Below are 16348 nucleotides of genomic sequence, written 5' to 3'. Positions count from 1 at the left end.
ATGAACAAAATTGTGCTTTTTGCTGTTTTTTCGAACATTTCCGAACAGCTTAACGCTCAACAACCCGGTAAGATACGCCAGGTTTACCAGAGCTTATATAACAAGGAGTATGTCCTGACCATGGTTTCATCATCTGCAGTTGTACCTCGCAGCGGCCTTTATTACTTTTCTCAGGGATGGAAGCTCATCTCCCAACCGGGCATTCGTCGTTTTGTTATTCTGCCTTTACTGGTGAATATCCTGTTGATGGGCGGCGCGTTCTGGTGGTTATTTAGCCAACTCGATAGCTGGATCCCTGCGCTGATGAGCCACGTACCTGACTGGCTTCAATGGCTCAGCTATTTGCTGTGGCCGATCGTTACCATTTCCGTACTGTTAGTGTTCGGCTACCTGTTCTCCACCGTCGCCAACTGGATTGCCGCACCGTTTAACGGTTTGTTGGCGGAGCAACTTGAAGCGCGCTTAACGGGCGCAACGCCACCCGACACTGGCGTTCTCGGCATCATGAAAGACGTTCCTCGCATTATGAAACGTGAATGGCAAAAGCTGGCGTGGTATCTTCCGCGCGCCTTCGTGTTGCTGATCCTCTATTTTATTCCGGGCATTGGACAGACCGTCGCCCCGGTGCTGTGGTTCCTGTTCAGCGCGTGGATGCTGGCCATTCAGTACTGTGATTATCCGTTTGATAACCACAAGGTGCCTTTTAAGGAGATGCGCGTCGCGCTACGCACGCGTAAGGTGACCAATATGCAGTTTGGCGCGTTGACCAGTCTGTTCACCATGATCCCGGTACTCAATCTGTTCATTATGCCGGTTGCGGTTTGTGGCGCCACGGCGATGTGGGTAGACTGCTATCGTGCTAAGCATGCGTTATGGAAGTAATGCAAAAATGTGTAAAAGCGGGCTGGCTTATGTCCGCTCTTATTCCATACTGCAAGGCATTATTTCCCATCAGCATATAGATATGCGATTTCCTTACTTCCCCATACTTTCTCAACAGGTATGCTGAAGCGGTATCTCAATTTCATACAGTTAAGGACAGGCCATGAGTAAGATTTTTGAAGACAACTCGCTGACTATCGGTCATACGCCGCTGGTTCGACTGAACCGTATCGGTAACGGACGCATTCTGGCGAAGGTGGAATCACGTAACCCGAGCTTTAGCGTCAAATGCCGTATCGGTGCCAATATGATTTGGGATGCCGAAAAACGTGGGGTACTGAAACCGGGCGTTGAGCTGGTAGAACCGACCAGCGGCAATACCGGCATCGCGCTGGCCTACGTAGCCGCCGCTCGTGGTTACAAACTGACGTTAACCATGCCGGAAACCATGAGCATTGAGCGCCGCAAGCTGTTAAAAGCGCTGGGCGCGAATCTGGTGCTGACCGAAGGCGCAAAAGGGATGAAAGGCGCGATCCAAAAAGCGGAAGAAATTGTGGCCAGCGATCCGGAAAAATTCCTGCTGCTGCAGCAGTTCAGCAACCCGGCCAACCCGGAAATCCACGAAAAAACCACCGGGCCGGAAATCTGGGAAGATACCGATGGCCAGGTTGATGTCTTTATTTCCGGCGTCGGCACCGGCGGTACGCTGACTGGCGTAACCCGTTACATTAAAGGCACCAAAGGTAAAACGGACCTGATCACCGTCGCGGTAGAACCGACCGACTCCCCTGTCATCACCCAGGCCCTGGCGGGTGAAGAACTCAAACCCGGTCCGCATAAAATTCAGGGTATCGGCGCAGGCTTCATTCCAGGAAACCTTGATCTGAAGCTTATCGATAAAGTCGTTACCATCACCAATGATGAAGCTATCTCTACCGCACGTCGCCTGATGGAAGAAGAAGGTATTCTGGCGGGTATCTCTTCCGGTGCTGCGGTTGCTGCCGCGCTCAAGCTCCAGGAAGATGAAACCTTTACCAATAAGAATATAGTGGTTATTCTACCGTCATCGGGTGAGCGTTATCTGAGCACTGCACTGTTTGCCGATCTCTTCACTGAGAAAGAACTGCAACAGTAATGCCAGCATGTTAAAAACGCGTAAAAAAGCACCCTTTTGGGTGCTTTTTTGTGGCCTGCTTCAAAGTTTCAACTCTCCTGGCATTGATTCAACCCGCCGGAACTGGTATTTAACCAAGCTAATTATTTTGATGCGCGAAATTAATCGTTACAGGAAAAGCGCTAGCTGAATCGATTTTATGATTTGGTTCAACTCTTCCTTTCGCTGCATAATGTTTAATGACGAACGAAACGTCAGCGGCAAGAAGTTGCCAACAACGGATTGTACCGAACTCCTTTTGTGTCGCGTCCAGTTTACGCCGATGCTAACAATACAGGCTAAAGTTGAACCGCCAGGCTAGACTTTAGTTCCACAACACTAAACCTATAAGTTGGGGAAATATAATGTTCCAGCAAGAAGTTACCATTACCGCTCCGAACGGTCTGCATACTCGCCCTGCTGCTCAGTTTGTTAAAGAAGCAAAAGGTTTTACTTCTGAAATTACTGTGACTTCCAACGGCAAAAGCGCTAGCGCCAAAAGCCTGTTTAAACTGCAGACTCTGGGCCTGACTCAGGGTACCGTTGTCACCCTGTCCGCAGAAGGTGAAGACGAGCAGAAAGCAGTTGAGCATCTGGTAAAACTGATGGCTGAACTCGAGTAAGTTCAACGAGTTCTTTTAAATATCAGTCACAAGTAAGGTAGGGTTATGATTTCAGGCATTTTAGCATCCCCGGGTATCGCTTTCGGCAAAGCATTGCTGCTGAAAGAAGACGAAATCGTCATTGACCGGAAAAAAATTTCTGCCGACAAGGTTGATCAGGAAGTTGAACGTTTTCTGAGCGGTCGTGCCAAGGCATCTGCGCAACTGGAAGCGATCAAAACCAAAGCTGGTGAAACGTTCGGTGAAGAAAAAGAAGCCATCTTTGAAGGGCATATCATGCTGCTCGAAGATGAGGAGCTGGAGCAGGAAATCATAGCCCTGATTAAAGATAAGCACATGACGGCTGATGCAGCTGCGCATGAAGTTATCGAAGGTCAGGCCACAGCCCTGGAAGAGCTGGATGATGAATACCTGAAAGAACGTGCGGCTGACGTACGTGACATCGGTAAACGCCTGCTGCGTAACATTCTGGGTCTGGCGATCATCGACCTGAGCGCGATTCAGGAAGAAGTTATCCTGGTTGCCGCAGACCTGACCCCGTCAGAAACCGCACAGCTGAACCTGAACAAGGTGCTGGGTTTCATCACTGACGCGGGTGGACGTACTTCCCACACCTCCATCATGGCGCGCTCTCTGGAACTGCCTGCCATCGTCGGTACGGGTAGCGTCACCTCTCAGGTGAAAAACGACGATTATCTGATTCTGGATGCCGTAAATAACCAGGTTTACGTCAATCCGACCAACGACGTTATCGAGCAACTGCGTGCCGTTCAGGAGCAGGTAGCGACCGAGAAAGCGGAACTCGCAAAACTGAAAGATCTGCCGGCTATCACGCTGGACGGACATCAGGTTGAAGTTTGCGCCAACATCGGTACCGTGCGTGACGTTGAAGGCGCTGAGCGTAACGGCGCTGAAGGTGTTGGTCTGTACCGCACCGAATTCCTGTTCATGGACCGTGAATCGCTGCCGACTGAAGAAGAACAGTTCGCTGCGTATAAAGCCGTGGCTGAAGCCTGTGGCTCTCAGGCGGTCATCGTCCGTACCATGGACATCGGCGGCGATAAAGAGCTGCCGTACATGAACTTCCCGAAAGAAGAGAACCCGTTCCTGGGCTGGCGCGCCGTACGTATCGCCATGGATCGTAAAGAGATCCTGCGTGACCAGGTTCGCGCTATCCTGCGTGCCTCTGCTTTCGGTAAACTGCGCATCATGTTCCCGATGATCATCTCTGTTGAAGAAGTGCGTGCACTGCGCAAAGAGATCGAAATCTACAAACAGGAACTGCGCGACGAAGGTAAAGCTTTTGACGAAAGCATTGAGATTGGCGTGATGGTGGAAACACCGGCTGCGGCAACAATTGCGCGTCATTTAGCCAAAGAAGTTGATTTCTTTAGTATCGGCACCAATGATTTAACGCAGTACACCCTGGCAGTTGACCGTGGTAATGATATGATTTCACACCTTTACCAACCGATGTCGCCATCTGTGCTGACGCTGATCAAGCAAGTTATTGATGCTTCTCATGCTGAAGGCAAATGGACTGGCATGTGTGGTGAGCTTGCAGGCGACGAACGTGCTACACTTCTGTTGCTGGGGATGGGTCTGGACGAATTCTCTATGAGCGCCATTTCTATCCCGCGCATTAAGAAGATTATCCGTAACACGAACTTCGAAGATGCGAAGGTGTTAGCAGAGCAGGCTCTTGCTCAACCGACAACGGACGAGTTAATGACGCTGGTTAACAAGTTCATTGAAGAAAAAACAATCTGCTAATCCACGAGATGCGGCCCAATTTACTGCTTAGGAGAAGATCATGGGTTTGTTCGATAAACTGAAATCTCTGGTTTCTGATGATAAGAAAGACACCGGAACTATTGAGATTGTTGCTCCGCTCTCTGGCGAGATCGTCAACATCGAAGACGTGCCGGATGTAGTTTTTGCTGAAAAAATCGTTGGTGATGGCATCGCTATCAAACCAACCGGTAATAAAATGGTCGCCCCTGTTGATGGCACCATCGGCAAAATCTTTGAAACCAACCACGCTTTCTCTATCGAATCCGACAGCGGCATTGAGCTGTTTGTTCACTTCGGTATTGATACCGTTGAACTGAAAGGCGAAGGCTTCAAGCGTATCGCTGAAGAAGGTCAGCGCGTTAAAGTGGGCGACCCGGTTATTGAATTCGATCTGCCGCTGCTGGAAGAAAAAGCCAAGTCGACCCTGACTCCGGTTGTTATCTCCAACATGGACGAAATCAAAGAACTGATCAAACTGTCCGGTAGCGTGACCGTGGGTGAAACTCCGGTAATCCGCATCAAGAAGTAATTCTTGCCGCAGAGAAGAATGGCGCCAGATGGCGCCATTTTTTTATCTAACGGATGGCGGCGTTAAATTTGTGAGGTCATCGGCCGGTAACACGCCTCGCGCATCAGGATTTTCATCCCTTCCGGTCCGCTTTCCAGCATCCGCCTTTCGGAATCAGACACCAGCAGTTCACAATCATACCCACCCGCAATACCAAACATCGCCCGCGCTACACAAATGTCTTCCAGCGCCTCTGTGCCGCTGGTATCAAAATGCCCGACTAAACGTCCATGCTGACGAACCACCAGCCGATAACTTTTCATCGCGCCTCCCCTGCCGGTGGCAGAATTAATTCATCACAACCGCACTGATGCGTCCAGCTCATGACGTCCAGCACGCGCTGCGCGGCATCGTATGCTGCCGTAGTCAGCGCTTTCCCCAGCACAATGCCGCTCACCAGTTCAGCACAGAACAGATCGCCGGTGCCTTTTAAATCCGTCTTCACCCGCGGGTGAGCGAACACCTCAACCGTTTCAGCCGTCACTACCGCCACATTAATATTCTCTTCGCTATCTCCCGGCGCGCTGGTGATCACCACCCATTTCAGCGTGTCGCTAAGCAGAGATTTTGCCGCTGCGATTGCTTCATCAAGAGTACGACACGGCTTTCCACTCAGCATTTGCAGCTCGAATACGTTCGGCGTCAGCCCCTGCGCCAGCGGCAGCAGGTGCTGACGATAAGCCTCCGGGATTTCGGCTTTAACATACATACCGCTATCCGTATCGCCAATCACGGGGTCAACCAAAATGCACAGGTCCCGATGCGTGGTCCGAACGGTTTCCAGCCACTGTGCCAGCAAGGCGATTTGCTCCGCGCTGCCCATGTACCCTGTCGTCACCGCCTTTAGCTCGCGTAAGGCATCACGTTCGCTTAAGGCGCGCAGATAGCCGCTAAACCAGTCGGGCGGAATAACGCCGCCGTAAAAGGTTTCATAATGCGGGGTGTTACTGAACAGTACCGTGGGTACTGCCGTCACGCGTAATCCCTGCGCTTTAATGGCCGGCACAGCGATGCTGTTGCCTACGCTGCCATATACCACCTGTGACTGGACGGCGACGATATCGGTCTGTAATGCCCGATGTTTGTCGTCGAAGAGCACTGACTGAATATCACTCTCCTGCTCCATTAATTTCTCCTCTCGCTGGACAGCGCGCTTACGCCTCATTATTATCGTCATATGCTAAAATTCATTTTGTCATAGGTCAATAATGATCGACGGAAAAACCGCTAACGAAATTTTTGACAGTATCCGTCAACATGTCGCTACAGGCACGCTGGTAGCGGGAGAAACGTTGCCGCCAGTGCGGGAACTGGCAACGGAATTAAACGTGAACCGCAATACTGTCGCGGCGGCTTACAAACGTCTGGTCACCTCCGGGTTGGCACAGAGTCTGGGACGCAACGGCACCGTGATTAAGGGGATTACTGCCCCCGTTGCGCTGGAAGGTGGGAACCCAGATACCCCACTAATCGATCTTTCCGGCGGTAACCCAGCCCCCTCACGGCTTCCTGACCTGAGTAGTTATTTCGCGAAGATAAATAAGAATCCGCGCTTGTACGGCGATGCCGCTGTATCACTTGGACTTAAGGTATGGGCATCACAATGGATGCAAAATGCCATGCCCGGCGAAGGTGAAATTGATATCACCAGCGGCGCCATTGACGCTATCGAGCGGCTGCTGTGCGCCCATTTGCTGCCCGGCGATAGCGTGGTTGTAGAAGACCCGTGCTTTTTAAGCAGCATCAACATGCTGCGTTATGCCGGATTCTCCGCCAGTCCAGCCAACGTTGATCGCGAAGGCATGGTGCCGGACCAACTGGAACTCGCACTACAGAAAGGCGCGCGGGCGGTGATTCTGACCCCGCGCGCGCATAACCCGACAGGATGCAGTCTGAGCGCATCCCGCGCGGCGCAATTGCAGGAAATCCTGGCCCGCTATCCGCAGACGCTGGTGATTGTCGACGACCACTTTGCGCTGCTGTCCGCTTGCCCCTGGTATCCGGTGATTGCGCAGGAAACCACGCACTGGGCGATAGTCCGTTCGATGTCGAAAACTTTAGGCCCGGATTTACGCCTGGCTATCGTAGCCAGCGATCCCGTCACTTCCGGGAAACTGCGTTTACGGCTCAACTCCGGCAGTCAGTGGGTCAGCCATCTGCTGCAGGATTTAGCCTGCGCCTGCCTGAGTGACGAGACATATCAACACACGCTGGCGCAAACGCAGCAGTTTTACGCCGTCCAGCAGCAAAAGCTAAATTCAGCTCTGCGCCAATATGGTATTGAACTGCCCGTCGGGGATGGTCTGAATCTGTGGTTACCGCTGGCAGATCACAGTCAGGCGATCGCTTTTGCGCTGGCAAAGTCCGGCTGGCTGGTACGCGAAGGCGAAGTGTTCGGCGTCAATACGCCTGCACATGGTTTACGCATTACGCTGTCAACATTAGAAGACAGCGACATTGATAAGCTGGCGTCTGATATTCATCAGGCGCTCAAGCGCTAACAGGAGAGAAAAAGTGCGAGTTCATTTTGTTATTCATGAGTCTTTTGAATCTGCTGGCGCGTACCTGCCGTGGGCCGAATCGCGCGGCTATACCATCACCTGGTCACGCGTATACGCTGGAGAAGCGGTTCCCGCCAATGCCGATGGTTTCGATATGCTCGTCGTCTTTGGCGGCCCGCAGTCGCCCCGCACCACGCAGGCAGAGTGCCCATACTTTGACGCTCAGGCCGAGCAGCATCTGATCAACCAGGCGATTACGGCACGAAAAATCGTGGTGGGGATCTGTTTGGGTTCGCAGTTAATTGGCGAAGCGCTGGGCGCGAAGGTGTGTCAAAGCCCGGAAAAAGAGATTGGCCACTATCCAATCACCCTTACCGAATCAGGCCAACAGCACCCGTTATTCAGCCATTTCGGCTCACCGCTTATCGTCGGTCACTGGCACAACGACATGCCAGGGTTAACCGACCAGGCGATAATTCTGGCCGCAAGCGAGGGCTGCCCGCGACAAATCGTGCAATACGGTAATTTCGTCTATGGTTTCCAGTGCCATATGGAGTTCACAGCTGACGCGATTGAAGGATTAATTCAGCACTCAGAGCAAGAGCTGGCCGAAGCTGAAGGGAAACGCTTCATCCGACCGGTTGAAGAGATGCGCGCCTGGGACTACCAGCAGATGAATGAGAAGCTGTGGCAATTCCTGGATAAGCTGGTGCAAAAACGTAACGAGTAATCATCCCTGGCCGGATAAAACATTATCCGGCCATCGTGCCTGGCGGTTGCCTGATGGCGCTACGCTTATCAGGCCAACAAGTTAAATTCCCAGCCCCTGATTAAAGTGCTCTTCACCAAAGACGCCGGTCGAAAGGTAGCGATCGCCGCGATCGCAGATGATCGCCACTACCACCGCGCCGGGCGTGGCACGTGCGACGCGTAACGCGCCCGCGACCGCGCCGCCAGAACTGACGCCGCAGAAAATCCCTTCACGAACGGCCAGTTCACGCATGGTGTTTTCGGCATCATTCTGATGAATATCCAGCACCTCATCCACCAGCGAGGCGTTAAAAATACCCGGCATATATTCCGCAGGCCAGCGGCGAATTCCCGGAATACTGCTGCCCTCTTCCGGCTGCAGGCCAACGATAGTGACCGCTTTTTCCTGCTCCCGCAGAAAACGCGACACGCCGGTAATGGTACCGGTCGTCCCCATACTGGAGACAAAATGGGTGATGCGGCCTGACGTCTGCTGCCAGATTTCGGGTCCGGTGGTGGTGTAGTGCGCATACGGGTTATCGAGATTATTAAACTGATCGAGCAGTTTACCTTCTCCGCGCTCAGACATAGCGAGGGCTAAATCGCGCGCCCCCTCCATCCCCTGCTCTTTAGTGACCAGAATCAGCTCTGCGCCATAGGCACGCATTGCCGCCCGGCGTTCCTGGCTCATGTTGTCTGGCATCAGCAGCTTCATGCGGTAGCCCTTCAGCGCGGCGATCATCGCCAGCGCGATGCCAGTATTGCCGCTGGTGGCCTCAATCAATATGTCACCCGGCTTAATTTCCCCACGCTTTTCCGCTTCAACAATCATCGACAGCGCCGCCCGGTCTTTCACCGAACCCGCAGGATTATTCCCTTCCAGCTTGACCCAAATTTCGCTGCCGTTATCCGGCGCCAGGCGTTGTAATTTCACCAGAGGCGTATTGCCAATTGTTTGTTCTAATGTGTTCACGTTTTCAGCTCGTAAAAAAGCCCGGTAAGCGTAGCGCCACCGGGCGATAACTATGCAAATTAACCTATCAGGCTGATTGCGCCAGGGCAAGTTCCTCTTCACGCGTTTCAATACGCTGGTCGCCGTTATACAAACGTGCATTTTGCAGTCCAACAAACAGCCGTTCACCGCGGTTCGGGGAATCATCGCCCTGCATGATGACCGTCAGCGGTTCGTTGTACCACCCGAGGGGTTGTACAACTAATTGGGTGTAGTGCCCTTTCGGACTGGCTTCCAGCACCTGAACCGGCAGCGGCGAATCCAGGCTGGTACGGCGGCTCACATCCACTTCCCATGGACGCAGGAACAGATCGACCGGTCCCTGATAGCCAGGCGTATAGCCCAACGGCCAACGGTGTGCGCCCACGTGGAATTGCCCACCGCGAATCGTCCCCTGCAGGCGGTTAACCTCGCCCATAAACTCCAACACAAAACGGGTAGCCGGTTCACGCCAGACCTGATCCGGTGCGTCGGCCTGTTCGATATGACCCTGGCTCATCACCACCACCCGGTCTGCAACTTCCGTCGCTTCTTCCTGATCGTGGGTAACAAACACGCTGGTAAACTTCAGCTCCTCATGCAGTTGACGCAGCCAACGGCGCAGTTCTTTACGCACCTGAGCATCGAGCGCGCCAAACGGCTCGTCGAGTAGCAGGATCTGCGGTTCTACCGCCAGGGCACGCGCTAATGCCACACGCTGCTTTTGCCCACCGGAAAGCTGTGCCGGGAAACGATCCGCCAGATGAGCCAATTGCACCATCTCCAGCAGTTTGGTCACTTTGGCTTTGATCGCCGCCGCATTCGGACGCTCACGCCGTGGCAGAACTGTCAGACCAAAGGCGATATTGTCGAATACCGTCATATGACGAAATAGCGCATAGTGCTGGAACACAAATCCCACTTTGCGATCGCGCGCATGCAGACGGCTGACGTCGGTGCCGTGAAAACGAATATGCCCGCTGGACTGATGCTCCAGCCCGGCAATGATACGCAGCAGCGTAGTTTTGCCCGAACCGGATGGCCCCAGCAGAGCAACCATTTGACCTGAAGGAATATCCAGCGAGATATCGTTCAGCACCTGGGTGCGACCAAAAGACTTCTTAATATTGGCAATCTCAATGCTCATGATTTTCCTCCTGCTGCGCGCGTTTCTCCTGGTTCTCCAGACGCCATTGCAACATGCTCTTCAAAAACAGGGTAATAATCGCCATCAGCGTCAACAGCGCGGCGGCGGTAAAGGAGCCGACGGCGTTATAGTCCTGCTCCAGTAATTCAATCTGCAGTGGTAAAGATAAGGTTTCGCCGCGAATCGAGCCGGAAACCACCGACACCGCGCCGAATTCGCCTATCGCACGGGCATTAGTCAGCACCACGCCATACAGCAACGCCCAACGGATATTCGGCAGCGTGACGCGGCGGAACATTTGCCAGCCGGAGGCACCAAGCAAAATCGCCGCTTCGTCTTCATTGCTGCCCTGACTTAGCATCACCGGTACCAGCTCGCGCACCACAAACGGACAGGTCACGAACACCGTCACCAGCACCATTCCCGGCCAGGAGAACATAATTTGCAGGTTGTGCTCATCCAGCCAACCACCCAGCGGGCCGTTAGAACCGTAAAACAACAGATAGATCAGACCAGCGACCACTGGCGAGACGGCAAAGGGAATATCCAACAGCGTCAGCAACAGCTGTCGTCCAGGGAAGTTGAAGCGAGTCACCAGCCAGGCCAGCAATACGCCGAACACCAGATTCACCGGCACCGCAATCAGCGCAATTAGCACCGTCAGCCAAATGGCATGCAGCATATCCGGGTCAGCCAGGTTCTGTAGCACCGGCATTAATCCCTTGCTGAACGCCTGCACGAAGATATAAATCATCGGCACCAGCAAAATAAAGGCCGATACCAACATGCCCGTGCCGATCAGAAACCATTTACCCCAGTTAATGCGGGGTGCGTCATAGCGTTTCAATTGGGTAATGTCTGCCATTAGTGACCTACCACGCGTCGACCAAAGCGACTTTGCAGGGTGTTAATTGAAAACAGTAGCAGCAACGACGCCCCGAGGATCACAGAAGCAATCGCGCTGGCAGCCGGGTAGTCAAACTCCTGCAAGCGAACAAAAATCATCAGCGAGGTCACTTCTGTTTTCCATGCGATGTTCCCGGCGATAAAAATAACCGCGCCAAACTCACCGAGGCTTCGGGTAAACGAGAGCGCTACGCCCGCCACCAGCGCAGGAGACAGCTCTGGCAACACCACTTTACGAAAACTCTGCCAGCGCGTGGCGCCAAGCGTTTCCGCCGCTTCTTCATACTCCGGGCCTAACTCTTCCAGCACCGGCTGTACGGTGCGCACGACAAACGGAATGCTGGTAAAGGCCATCGCCACCGCGATGCCCAGCCAGGTGTAGGTCACCTTAATATCCAGCTTCGCCAGCCATTCGCCGTAGAAGCCATTGACCGAAAACAGCGACGCCAGCGTCAGGCCAGCTACCGCCGTAGGCAGCGCAAATGGCAGATCCATCAGCGCATCCAACAGCGTACGGCCCGGAAAGCGATAGCGGGTTAAGATCCACGCCATCAGCAGACCGAACACGCCGTTAAAAATCGATGCCACAAACGCCGACAGCAGCGTCACTTTATAAGCCGCTACCACCTGCGGATTGGTAATCACTTCCCAATACTGCGCCCAGCTCATTTGCGCCAGTTGCATGACCAGCGCGCTAAGCGGCAGCAGCAATATCAGGCAAACGAACAGTAAGCTGGTGCCCAGGCTTAAGGTAAAGCCGGGCAGCACGCGTCGGGAGGAAACAGCAAACATTTACTTACGCCCCGCCGCCAACAGTTTGTCCAGCTCGCCGCCGCTGACAAAGTGCGTTTTCATCACCTCAGGCCACGTGCCAAACTTGTCTTCCACGCGGAACAGTTCGGTTTGCGGGAATTTATCTTTCAGCTTGTCCATCACCTGCGGGTTGTTCACGCGGTAGTAGAAATCGGTAATGATGGTTTGCGCCTGTGGGCTGTACAGCCAGTTCAGGTACGCTTTCGCCGCTTTTTCAGTACCGTTGGCCTGCACATTTTTATCGACCCAGGCTACCGGGAATTCCGCCAGAATGTTGACCTTCGGCACCACGACTTCGAAGCCCTGATCTTCATACTGTTTACGGATGTTGTTCACTTCCGATTCAAATGTGATCAGCACATCACCCAGGCCGCGTTCAACAAAGGTGGTCGTTGCACCGCGACCGCCGGTATCAAACACTTCGACATTTTTCAGGAACTGGGTCATAAATTGTTCGGTTTTGGTTTTATCGCCGCCGTCAGCTTTGTCCGCCGCGCCCCATGCCGCTAAATAGGTGTAACGCGCATTTCCGGAGGTTTTCGGGTTCGGGAAAATCAGCTTCACGTCCGGGCGAACCAGATCGTTCCATTCGTGGATATTCTTCGGGTTACCCTTACGCACTAAAAACGCCATGGTGGAATAGAATGGCGAGCTGTTATTCGGCAGGCGGCTTTGCCAATCGGCAGAGATCAGTTTGCCTTTATCGTGCAGGATCTGCACATCGGTGACCTGGTTATAGGTCACAACGTCAGCTTTCAGTCCCTGCAAAATCGCCAGCGCCTGTTTTGATGACCCGGCATGAGATTGTTTAATCGTCAGTTTATCGCCACCGTTATCTTTCGCCCATTGCTGTTCAAACGACGGGTTAAGGGCGGCAAACAGCTCGCGGGAGACATCGTATGAACTGTTCAGCAGTTCCGTTGCCTGCGCCTGCCCCACCAGCAACAGCATTGCTGCCAGCGTCAGGGTTCTTTTTTTCAGTAAGTTAACGGCCATTGCGCACCCTTATAAATTTAATGACTTTCTTATGGTCATCATATTTATAACCAGTGCTAAAGGAGTAACGGTTTTATATACCGTTTGATGATTTGAAAGTTGAAAAGAGAATAAGGGGTACCTCCTCCCCATCGCGCGGGGAGGAGACCGGCATCAATCAGACGCCAACGCTTACGCTTTCAGGCAAAGTGCTGCCGCCATCAATGACGTTTTGCGTGCCAGTTAAATAACTGGACTCATCCGAGGCGAGAAACGCGGCCAGTTCGCCGACTTCAAGCGGGCAGGCCAGACGACGCATTGGAATCGCTTTCGCCATTTCAGTTAATACAGATTCCGGATCGCCCGGATTGGACTGACGCGCAATATTTTCCGCCATCGGCGTACGAACATAGCCAGGGCAAATGGCGTTCACGCGAATGCCGGACTGCGCATATTCCACCGCCAGCGATTTGGTTAAGCCGATAATCGCCGCTTTTGACATTGCGTAGGCCGTTTCGCCCGGATCGGCCACCATATCGCCAGTGACTGAGGACATCATCACGATGCGCCCGTCTTTGCGATCAATCATCTCCGGCAGTACGGCTTTCGTTACGTTCCAGACGCCTTTGATATTGATATCAATATGGAAGTCGCGATCGTCATCGCTCATCTCAAGGAAGTTACCGAGGCGACATACGCCGGCGTTGTTGACCAGAATATCGATTTTGCCTTCAACCTTCTTCGCGCGTTTCACCGCTTCCGTGACTGAAGCAAAATCTCTGACATCCGCGTGAACCGCCGTGCAGCGGTGACCGCGTCCAGCCAGCTCATCCGCCAGTTTTTCAATCTCATCGGAGATATCCAGCAGGATTAAGTTCGCGCCATGGCGGGCAAACGTTCTGGCGATCCCTTCGCCAATACCCTGAGATGCGCCCGTAATCAATGCTGTTTTGCCCGTGAGTTTTCCCATTTCAATATTCTCCTTTTGAATATGAAGCCTTCGCTTCATTCACGCAGAAGATACAGCAATAACAAATCGGTGCTGCGAAACGGCTCACTAATCAGTCCGGTCAATGAAAAAATATCGTCAACGCGCTTGTTTTTCGTTCGCTGACGCAACCGTTATGCGAACAGGCGGCTTTGTCTGATCAACTTTTGCTGGCCCTAATAGTTTATCCGGCGTGCAGTCACGAATGATTTTGCCCCCTTTCATGACCAGCACACGATCGAAATACTTCAGCAAATAACGACGGTGCGTCACCATGACCAGTGTCTTACCGCTGATAAAGTGATCGAGATGATCGAAGATTCGCTGTTCGGTCATTTCATCCATATTCGAGGTTGGCTCATCCCATAAGTAAATCTGAGCATCGCTACTCAAACTACGCGCTAATAACAGCTGCTGGTTTTGCCCTGAGGATAAGTTACGCGCCATAAACATCACCGGGTAACGCAGCCCCATGGGATGCTGGAGCACAAAGGTACAGTTCGCCAGATTAAGCGCCTCGATCACCTTCTTGCGGTTGTCGCAATCTTTAAGGGCAAAGTTACTTTCAATGCTGCCGGTAAACAACGTGTCGTTATTGGTCACCATACTGATAAAGCGGCTGAAAAAGTTCTGCGCCAGATGTCGGGTATTGTAGCCATCGTACATAATACTGCCCTCAGTAGGTGGACAGTAGCCAGAGAGCAGGGAAACCAGCGAGCTTTTCCCGGAACCACATTCGCCAATAATTGCCACCCGCTGCCCATGAGGAATATCCAGCGTCAGCGTATCCAGCGCTTTTGGTAATTGCGGATCGTACTGATAGCTCAGGGCGCGTAGAGAGATATCACCGCGCACGTTAACAATCGATTGCAGCAATTTTTGCTCATGTTCCTGCCCTGCCGGCATAAACATTTTCATTAAATCCGTAATGGTTTTATTGGTCGTAAAAATAGTAGAGAGCGTTGATGATAACCCCGAGATGATCCCCGACATCCGCCCGGAGACAATAACGGAAGAGACAATCGCCCCCGTGGTGATTTCACCTTTGATGACCAGGAAAAAAGCGAAAACCATCAGCAGGATCTGGTTCAGGTTCGACATCGCGCTAAGCGCAGACTGATAATAGACCCCAGCCTTACGCAACTTTAAGCTAAGCCATGACTGATTGTTACTGCTATTAACCCAATCAAGCATCAGGTTTTTGTTGTTTAAGGTATGGATGGTACGTAGGGAATAGAGTAATTCAGTAATGAAAACGTTACGGTTTGACTGGCTCTCCTTCATTTTATCCATCAGCACTTCCGTATACTTGAAGTATCCCCAGGCCAACAGTAGCGACACCATCATCATCATCACGGGCACTAACACCAGGGCACCGAGATTAATGTAAATAATCACACAAAAAATAATAAATACCGGAATATCCGACACGCGCTGGAAAACGGAATTTAACAGCACGGGCTTTATTTTTTGAAATTCTGTCCACAGAACAAACACGGAGGACATAGAGCTGCTTTTGGTGGTGTTGTAGATCAATGCCTCCACAAAAGAGACATCAATATTGACATCCTCCTGGCGCGAGACAATCGACTGATAGATATCTTTCGAGGATCGCAGTAAAAATTCAAAGACGATAAATACCAGTACGATACCCACCACCCCAAACAGAGAGGCGGTCGATGACCCCGGTACAAGCTTATCGTAGTAAATGTTACTGAAAACCGGGATAGTCAGGGCAAACAAGGCCATAAACAGCGAGGTAAAAAAATACTTACTGTAAAAAACTTTATTATTTTGCAGTCCGGATTTTAATATCGAGCTGATTTTTATTGATTCAGTCATCCCGCTTAAAGGCTGGATCAGAAAGACCGAAATCGTCTGGATGTTTTCTCTGGCGCACGCAACGACACCCAACTCGTTGTTACGCTTGACCAGCTGTAGCCCCCTTCCTGGCACCCGACACACACCATCCATTGCATGTCGGAGGTTAATATAATCAGCGGCATATTTTCATTCAGCAAATCGTCGGGGCGCGAGAATTTCACCTCGTGGATCATCAGACCTAATGATAGAAAATAGTTTTTAATCTGCGCTTCATGGTTCGGATCGTTTTTATCATATTGCGACAGCGTGACCGGTATTTTTGCTTCATCTATTTCGATACGTGAGTCGTGGTTTTTGGCGATGTATTGCATAACGCCAGCCAGGCCTAAATCATATAGCGTAAAATCATTCATAGAATTTGCACTCATTCCCC

The 16348-nt window shown here is 52.1% G+C and carries 15 protein-coding genes and 1 pseudogene; 7 read left to right on the top strand and 9 right to left on the bottom strand.

Annotated features, from left to right (window positions below):
• The first annotated feature begins 120 nt into the window (after positions 1–120).
• The 5 genes from cysZ (at position 121) to crr (ending at position 4981) form a co-directional block, all read left to right on the top strand.
• Positions 121–882 carry a sulfate transporter CysZ gene (cysZ, locus tag M4I31_RS07045; RefSeq protein WP_069324501.1) on the top strand — a complete coding sequence of 254 codons (762 nt, stop codon included), beginning with the start codon at positions 121–123 and terminating at the stop codon, positions 880–882.
• A gap of 163 nt (positions 883–1045) precedes the next feature.
• Positions 1046–2017, top strand: a complete 972-nt coding sequence (gene cysK / locus M4I31_RS07040; RefSeq protein WP_038642476.1) for a cysteine synthase A — start codon at positions 1046–1048, stop codon at positions 2015–2017.
• 383 nt (positions 2018–2400) lie between these two features.
• Positions 2401–2658, top strand: coding sequence for a phosphocarrier protein Hpr (gene ptsH / locus M4I31_RS07035; protein WP_002913505.1), 258 nt, complete (start codon positions 2401–2403; stop codon positions 2656–2658).
• Positions 2659–2703: 45 nt separating this feature from the next.
• Positions 2704–4431, top strand: a complete 1728-nt coding sequence (gene ptsI, locus M4I31_RS07030; protein ID WP_003038080.1) for a phosphoenolpyruvate-protein phosphotransferase PtsI — start codon at positions 2704–2706, stop codon at positions 4429–4431.
• A 40-nt stretch (positions 4432–4471) separates the two neighbouring features.
• A complete protein-coding gene (gene crr, locus M4I31_RS07025) occupies positions 4472–4981 on the top strand; it encodes a PTS glucose transporter subunit IIA (RefSeq protein WP_000522253.1) in 510 nt (169 codons plus the stop codon).
• 62 nt (positions 4982–5043) lie between these two features.
• Here crr and M4I31_RS07020 read toward each other — a convergent pair whose 3' ends face one another.
• Both M4I31_RS07020 and pdxK read right to left on the bottom strand, forming a co-directional pair.
• A complete protein-coding gene (locus tag M4I31_RS07020) occupies positions 5044–5283 on the bottom strand; it encodes a hypothetical protein (protein ID WP_038642483.1) in 240 nt (79 codons plus the stop codon).
• The gene (pdxK, locus tag M4I31_RS07015; RefSeq protein WP_085049687.1) at positions 5280–6146 is read right to left on the bottom strand and encodes a pyridoxine/pyridoxal/pyridoxamine kinase; all 867 of its coding nucleotides are present in this window, start codon (positions 6144–6146) and stop codon (positions 5280–5282) included. The genes M4I31_RS07020 and pdxK overlap by 4 nt, the downstream gene beginning before the upstream one ends.
• Before the next feature lie 82 nt (positions 6147–6228).
• On the opposite strand from pdxK, the gene ptsJ reads away from it, so the two are divergent.
• Both ptsJ and M4I31_RS07005 read left to right on the top strand, forming a co-directional pair.
• Complete coding sequence (gene ptsJ / locus M4I31_RS07010; RefSeq protein WP_085049688.1) at positions 6229–7521, top strand: transcriptional regulator PtsJ; 1293 nt, start codon at positions 6229–6231, stop codon at positions 7519–7521.
• A gap of 13 nt (positions 7522–7534) precedes the next feature.
• Entirely contained in the window at positions 7535–8251 is a 717-nt protein-coding gene (locus M4I31_RS07005) for a type 1 glutamine amidotransferase (RefSeq protein ID WP_038642489.1), read from the top strand.
• Positions 8252–8332: 81 nt separating this feature from the next.
• Here the strand turns inward: M4I31_RS07005 and cysM are convergent, their stop codons facing one another.
• The 7 genes and pseudogenes from cysM to M4I31_RS06970 form a co-directional block, all read right to left on the bottom strand.
• Complete coding sequence (gene cysM / locus M4I31_RS07000; RefSeq protein ID WP_085049689.1) at positions 8333–9244, bottom strand: cysteine synthase CysM; 912 nt, start codon at positions 9242–9244, stop codon at positions 8333–8335.
• Between the two features lie 67 nt (positions 9245–9311).
• Positions 9312–10409 carry a sulfate/thiosulfate ABC transporter ATP-binding protein CysA gene (gene cysA / locus M4I31_RS06995; RefSeq protein ID WP_085049690.1) on the bottom strand — a complete coding sequence of 366 codons (1098 nt, stop codon included), beginning with the start codon at positions 10407–10409 and terminating at the stop codon, positions 9312–9314.
• The gene (gene cysW / locus M4I31_RS06990) at positions 10399–11274 is read right to left on the bottom strand and encodes a sulfate/thiosulfate ABC transporter permease CysW (protein WP_038642495.1); all 876 of its coding nucleotides are present in this window, start codon (positions 11272–11274) and stop codon (positions 10399–10401) included. Before cysW ends, cysA begins: the two co-directional genes overlap by 11 nt.
• Positions 11274–12107 carry a sulfate/thiosulfate ABC transporter permease CysT gene (gene cysT / locus M4I31_RS06985; protein ID WP_038642497.1) on the bottom strand — a complete coding sequence of 278 codons (834 nt, stop codon included), beginning with the start codon at positions 12105–12107 and terminating at the stop codon, positions 11274–11276. Before cysT ends, cysW begins: the two co-directional genes overlap by 1 nt.
• Complete coding sequence (locus M4I31_RS06980) at positions 12108–13124, bottom strand: sulfate ABC transporter substrate-binding protein (protein WP_085049691.1); 1017 nt, start codon at positions 13122–13124, stop codon at positions 12108–12110. It lies immediately after the preceding gene.
• A gap of 157 nt (positions 13125–13281) precedes the next feature.
• Positions 13282–14073 carry an SDR family oxidoreductase UcpA gene (gene ucpA, locus M4I31_RS06975; RefSeq protein ID WP_085049692.1) on the bottom strand — a complete coding sequence of 264 codons (792 nt, stop codon included), beginning with the start codon at positions 14071–14073 and terminating at the stop codon, positions 13282–13284.
• Positions 14074–14268: 195 nt separating this feature from the next.
• Positions 14269–16328: pseudogene (locus tag M4I31_RS06970) on the bottom strand (peptidase domain-containing ABC transporter); the annotation flags it as partial.
• Positions 16329–16348 lie beyond the last annotated feature (20 nt).

It is taken from the genome of Citrobacter sp. XT1-2-2 (assembly GCF_023516235.1).
Classification (GTDB): domain Bacteria; phylum Pseudomonadota; class Gammaproteobacteria; order Enterobacterales; family Enterobacteriaceae; genus Citrobacter; species Citrobacter werkmanii.
The sequence above is the reverse complement of the archived record's forward strand: the minus strand, read 5'-3'. Positions and strand labels throughout refer to the sequence as shown.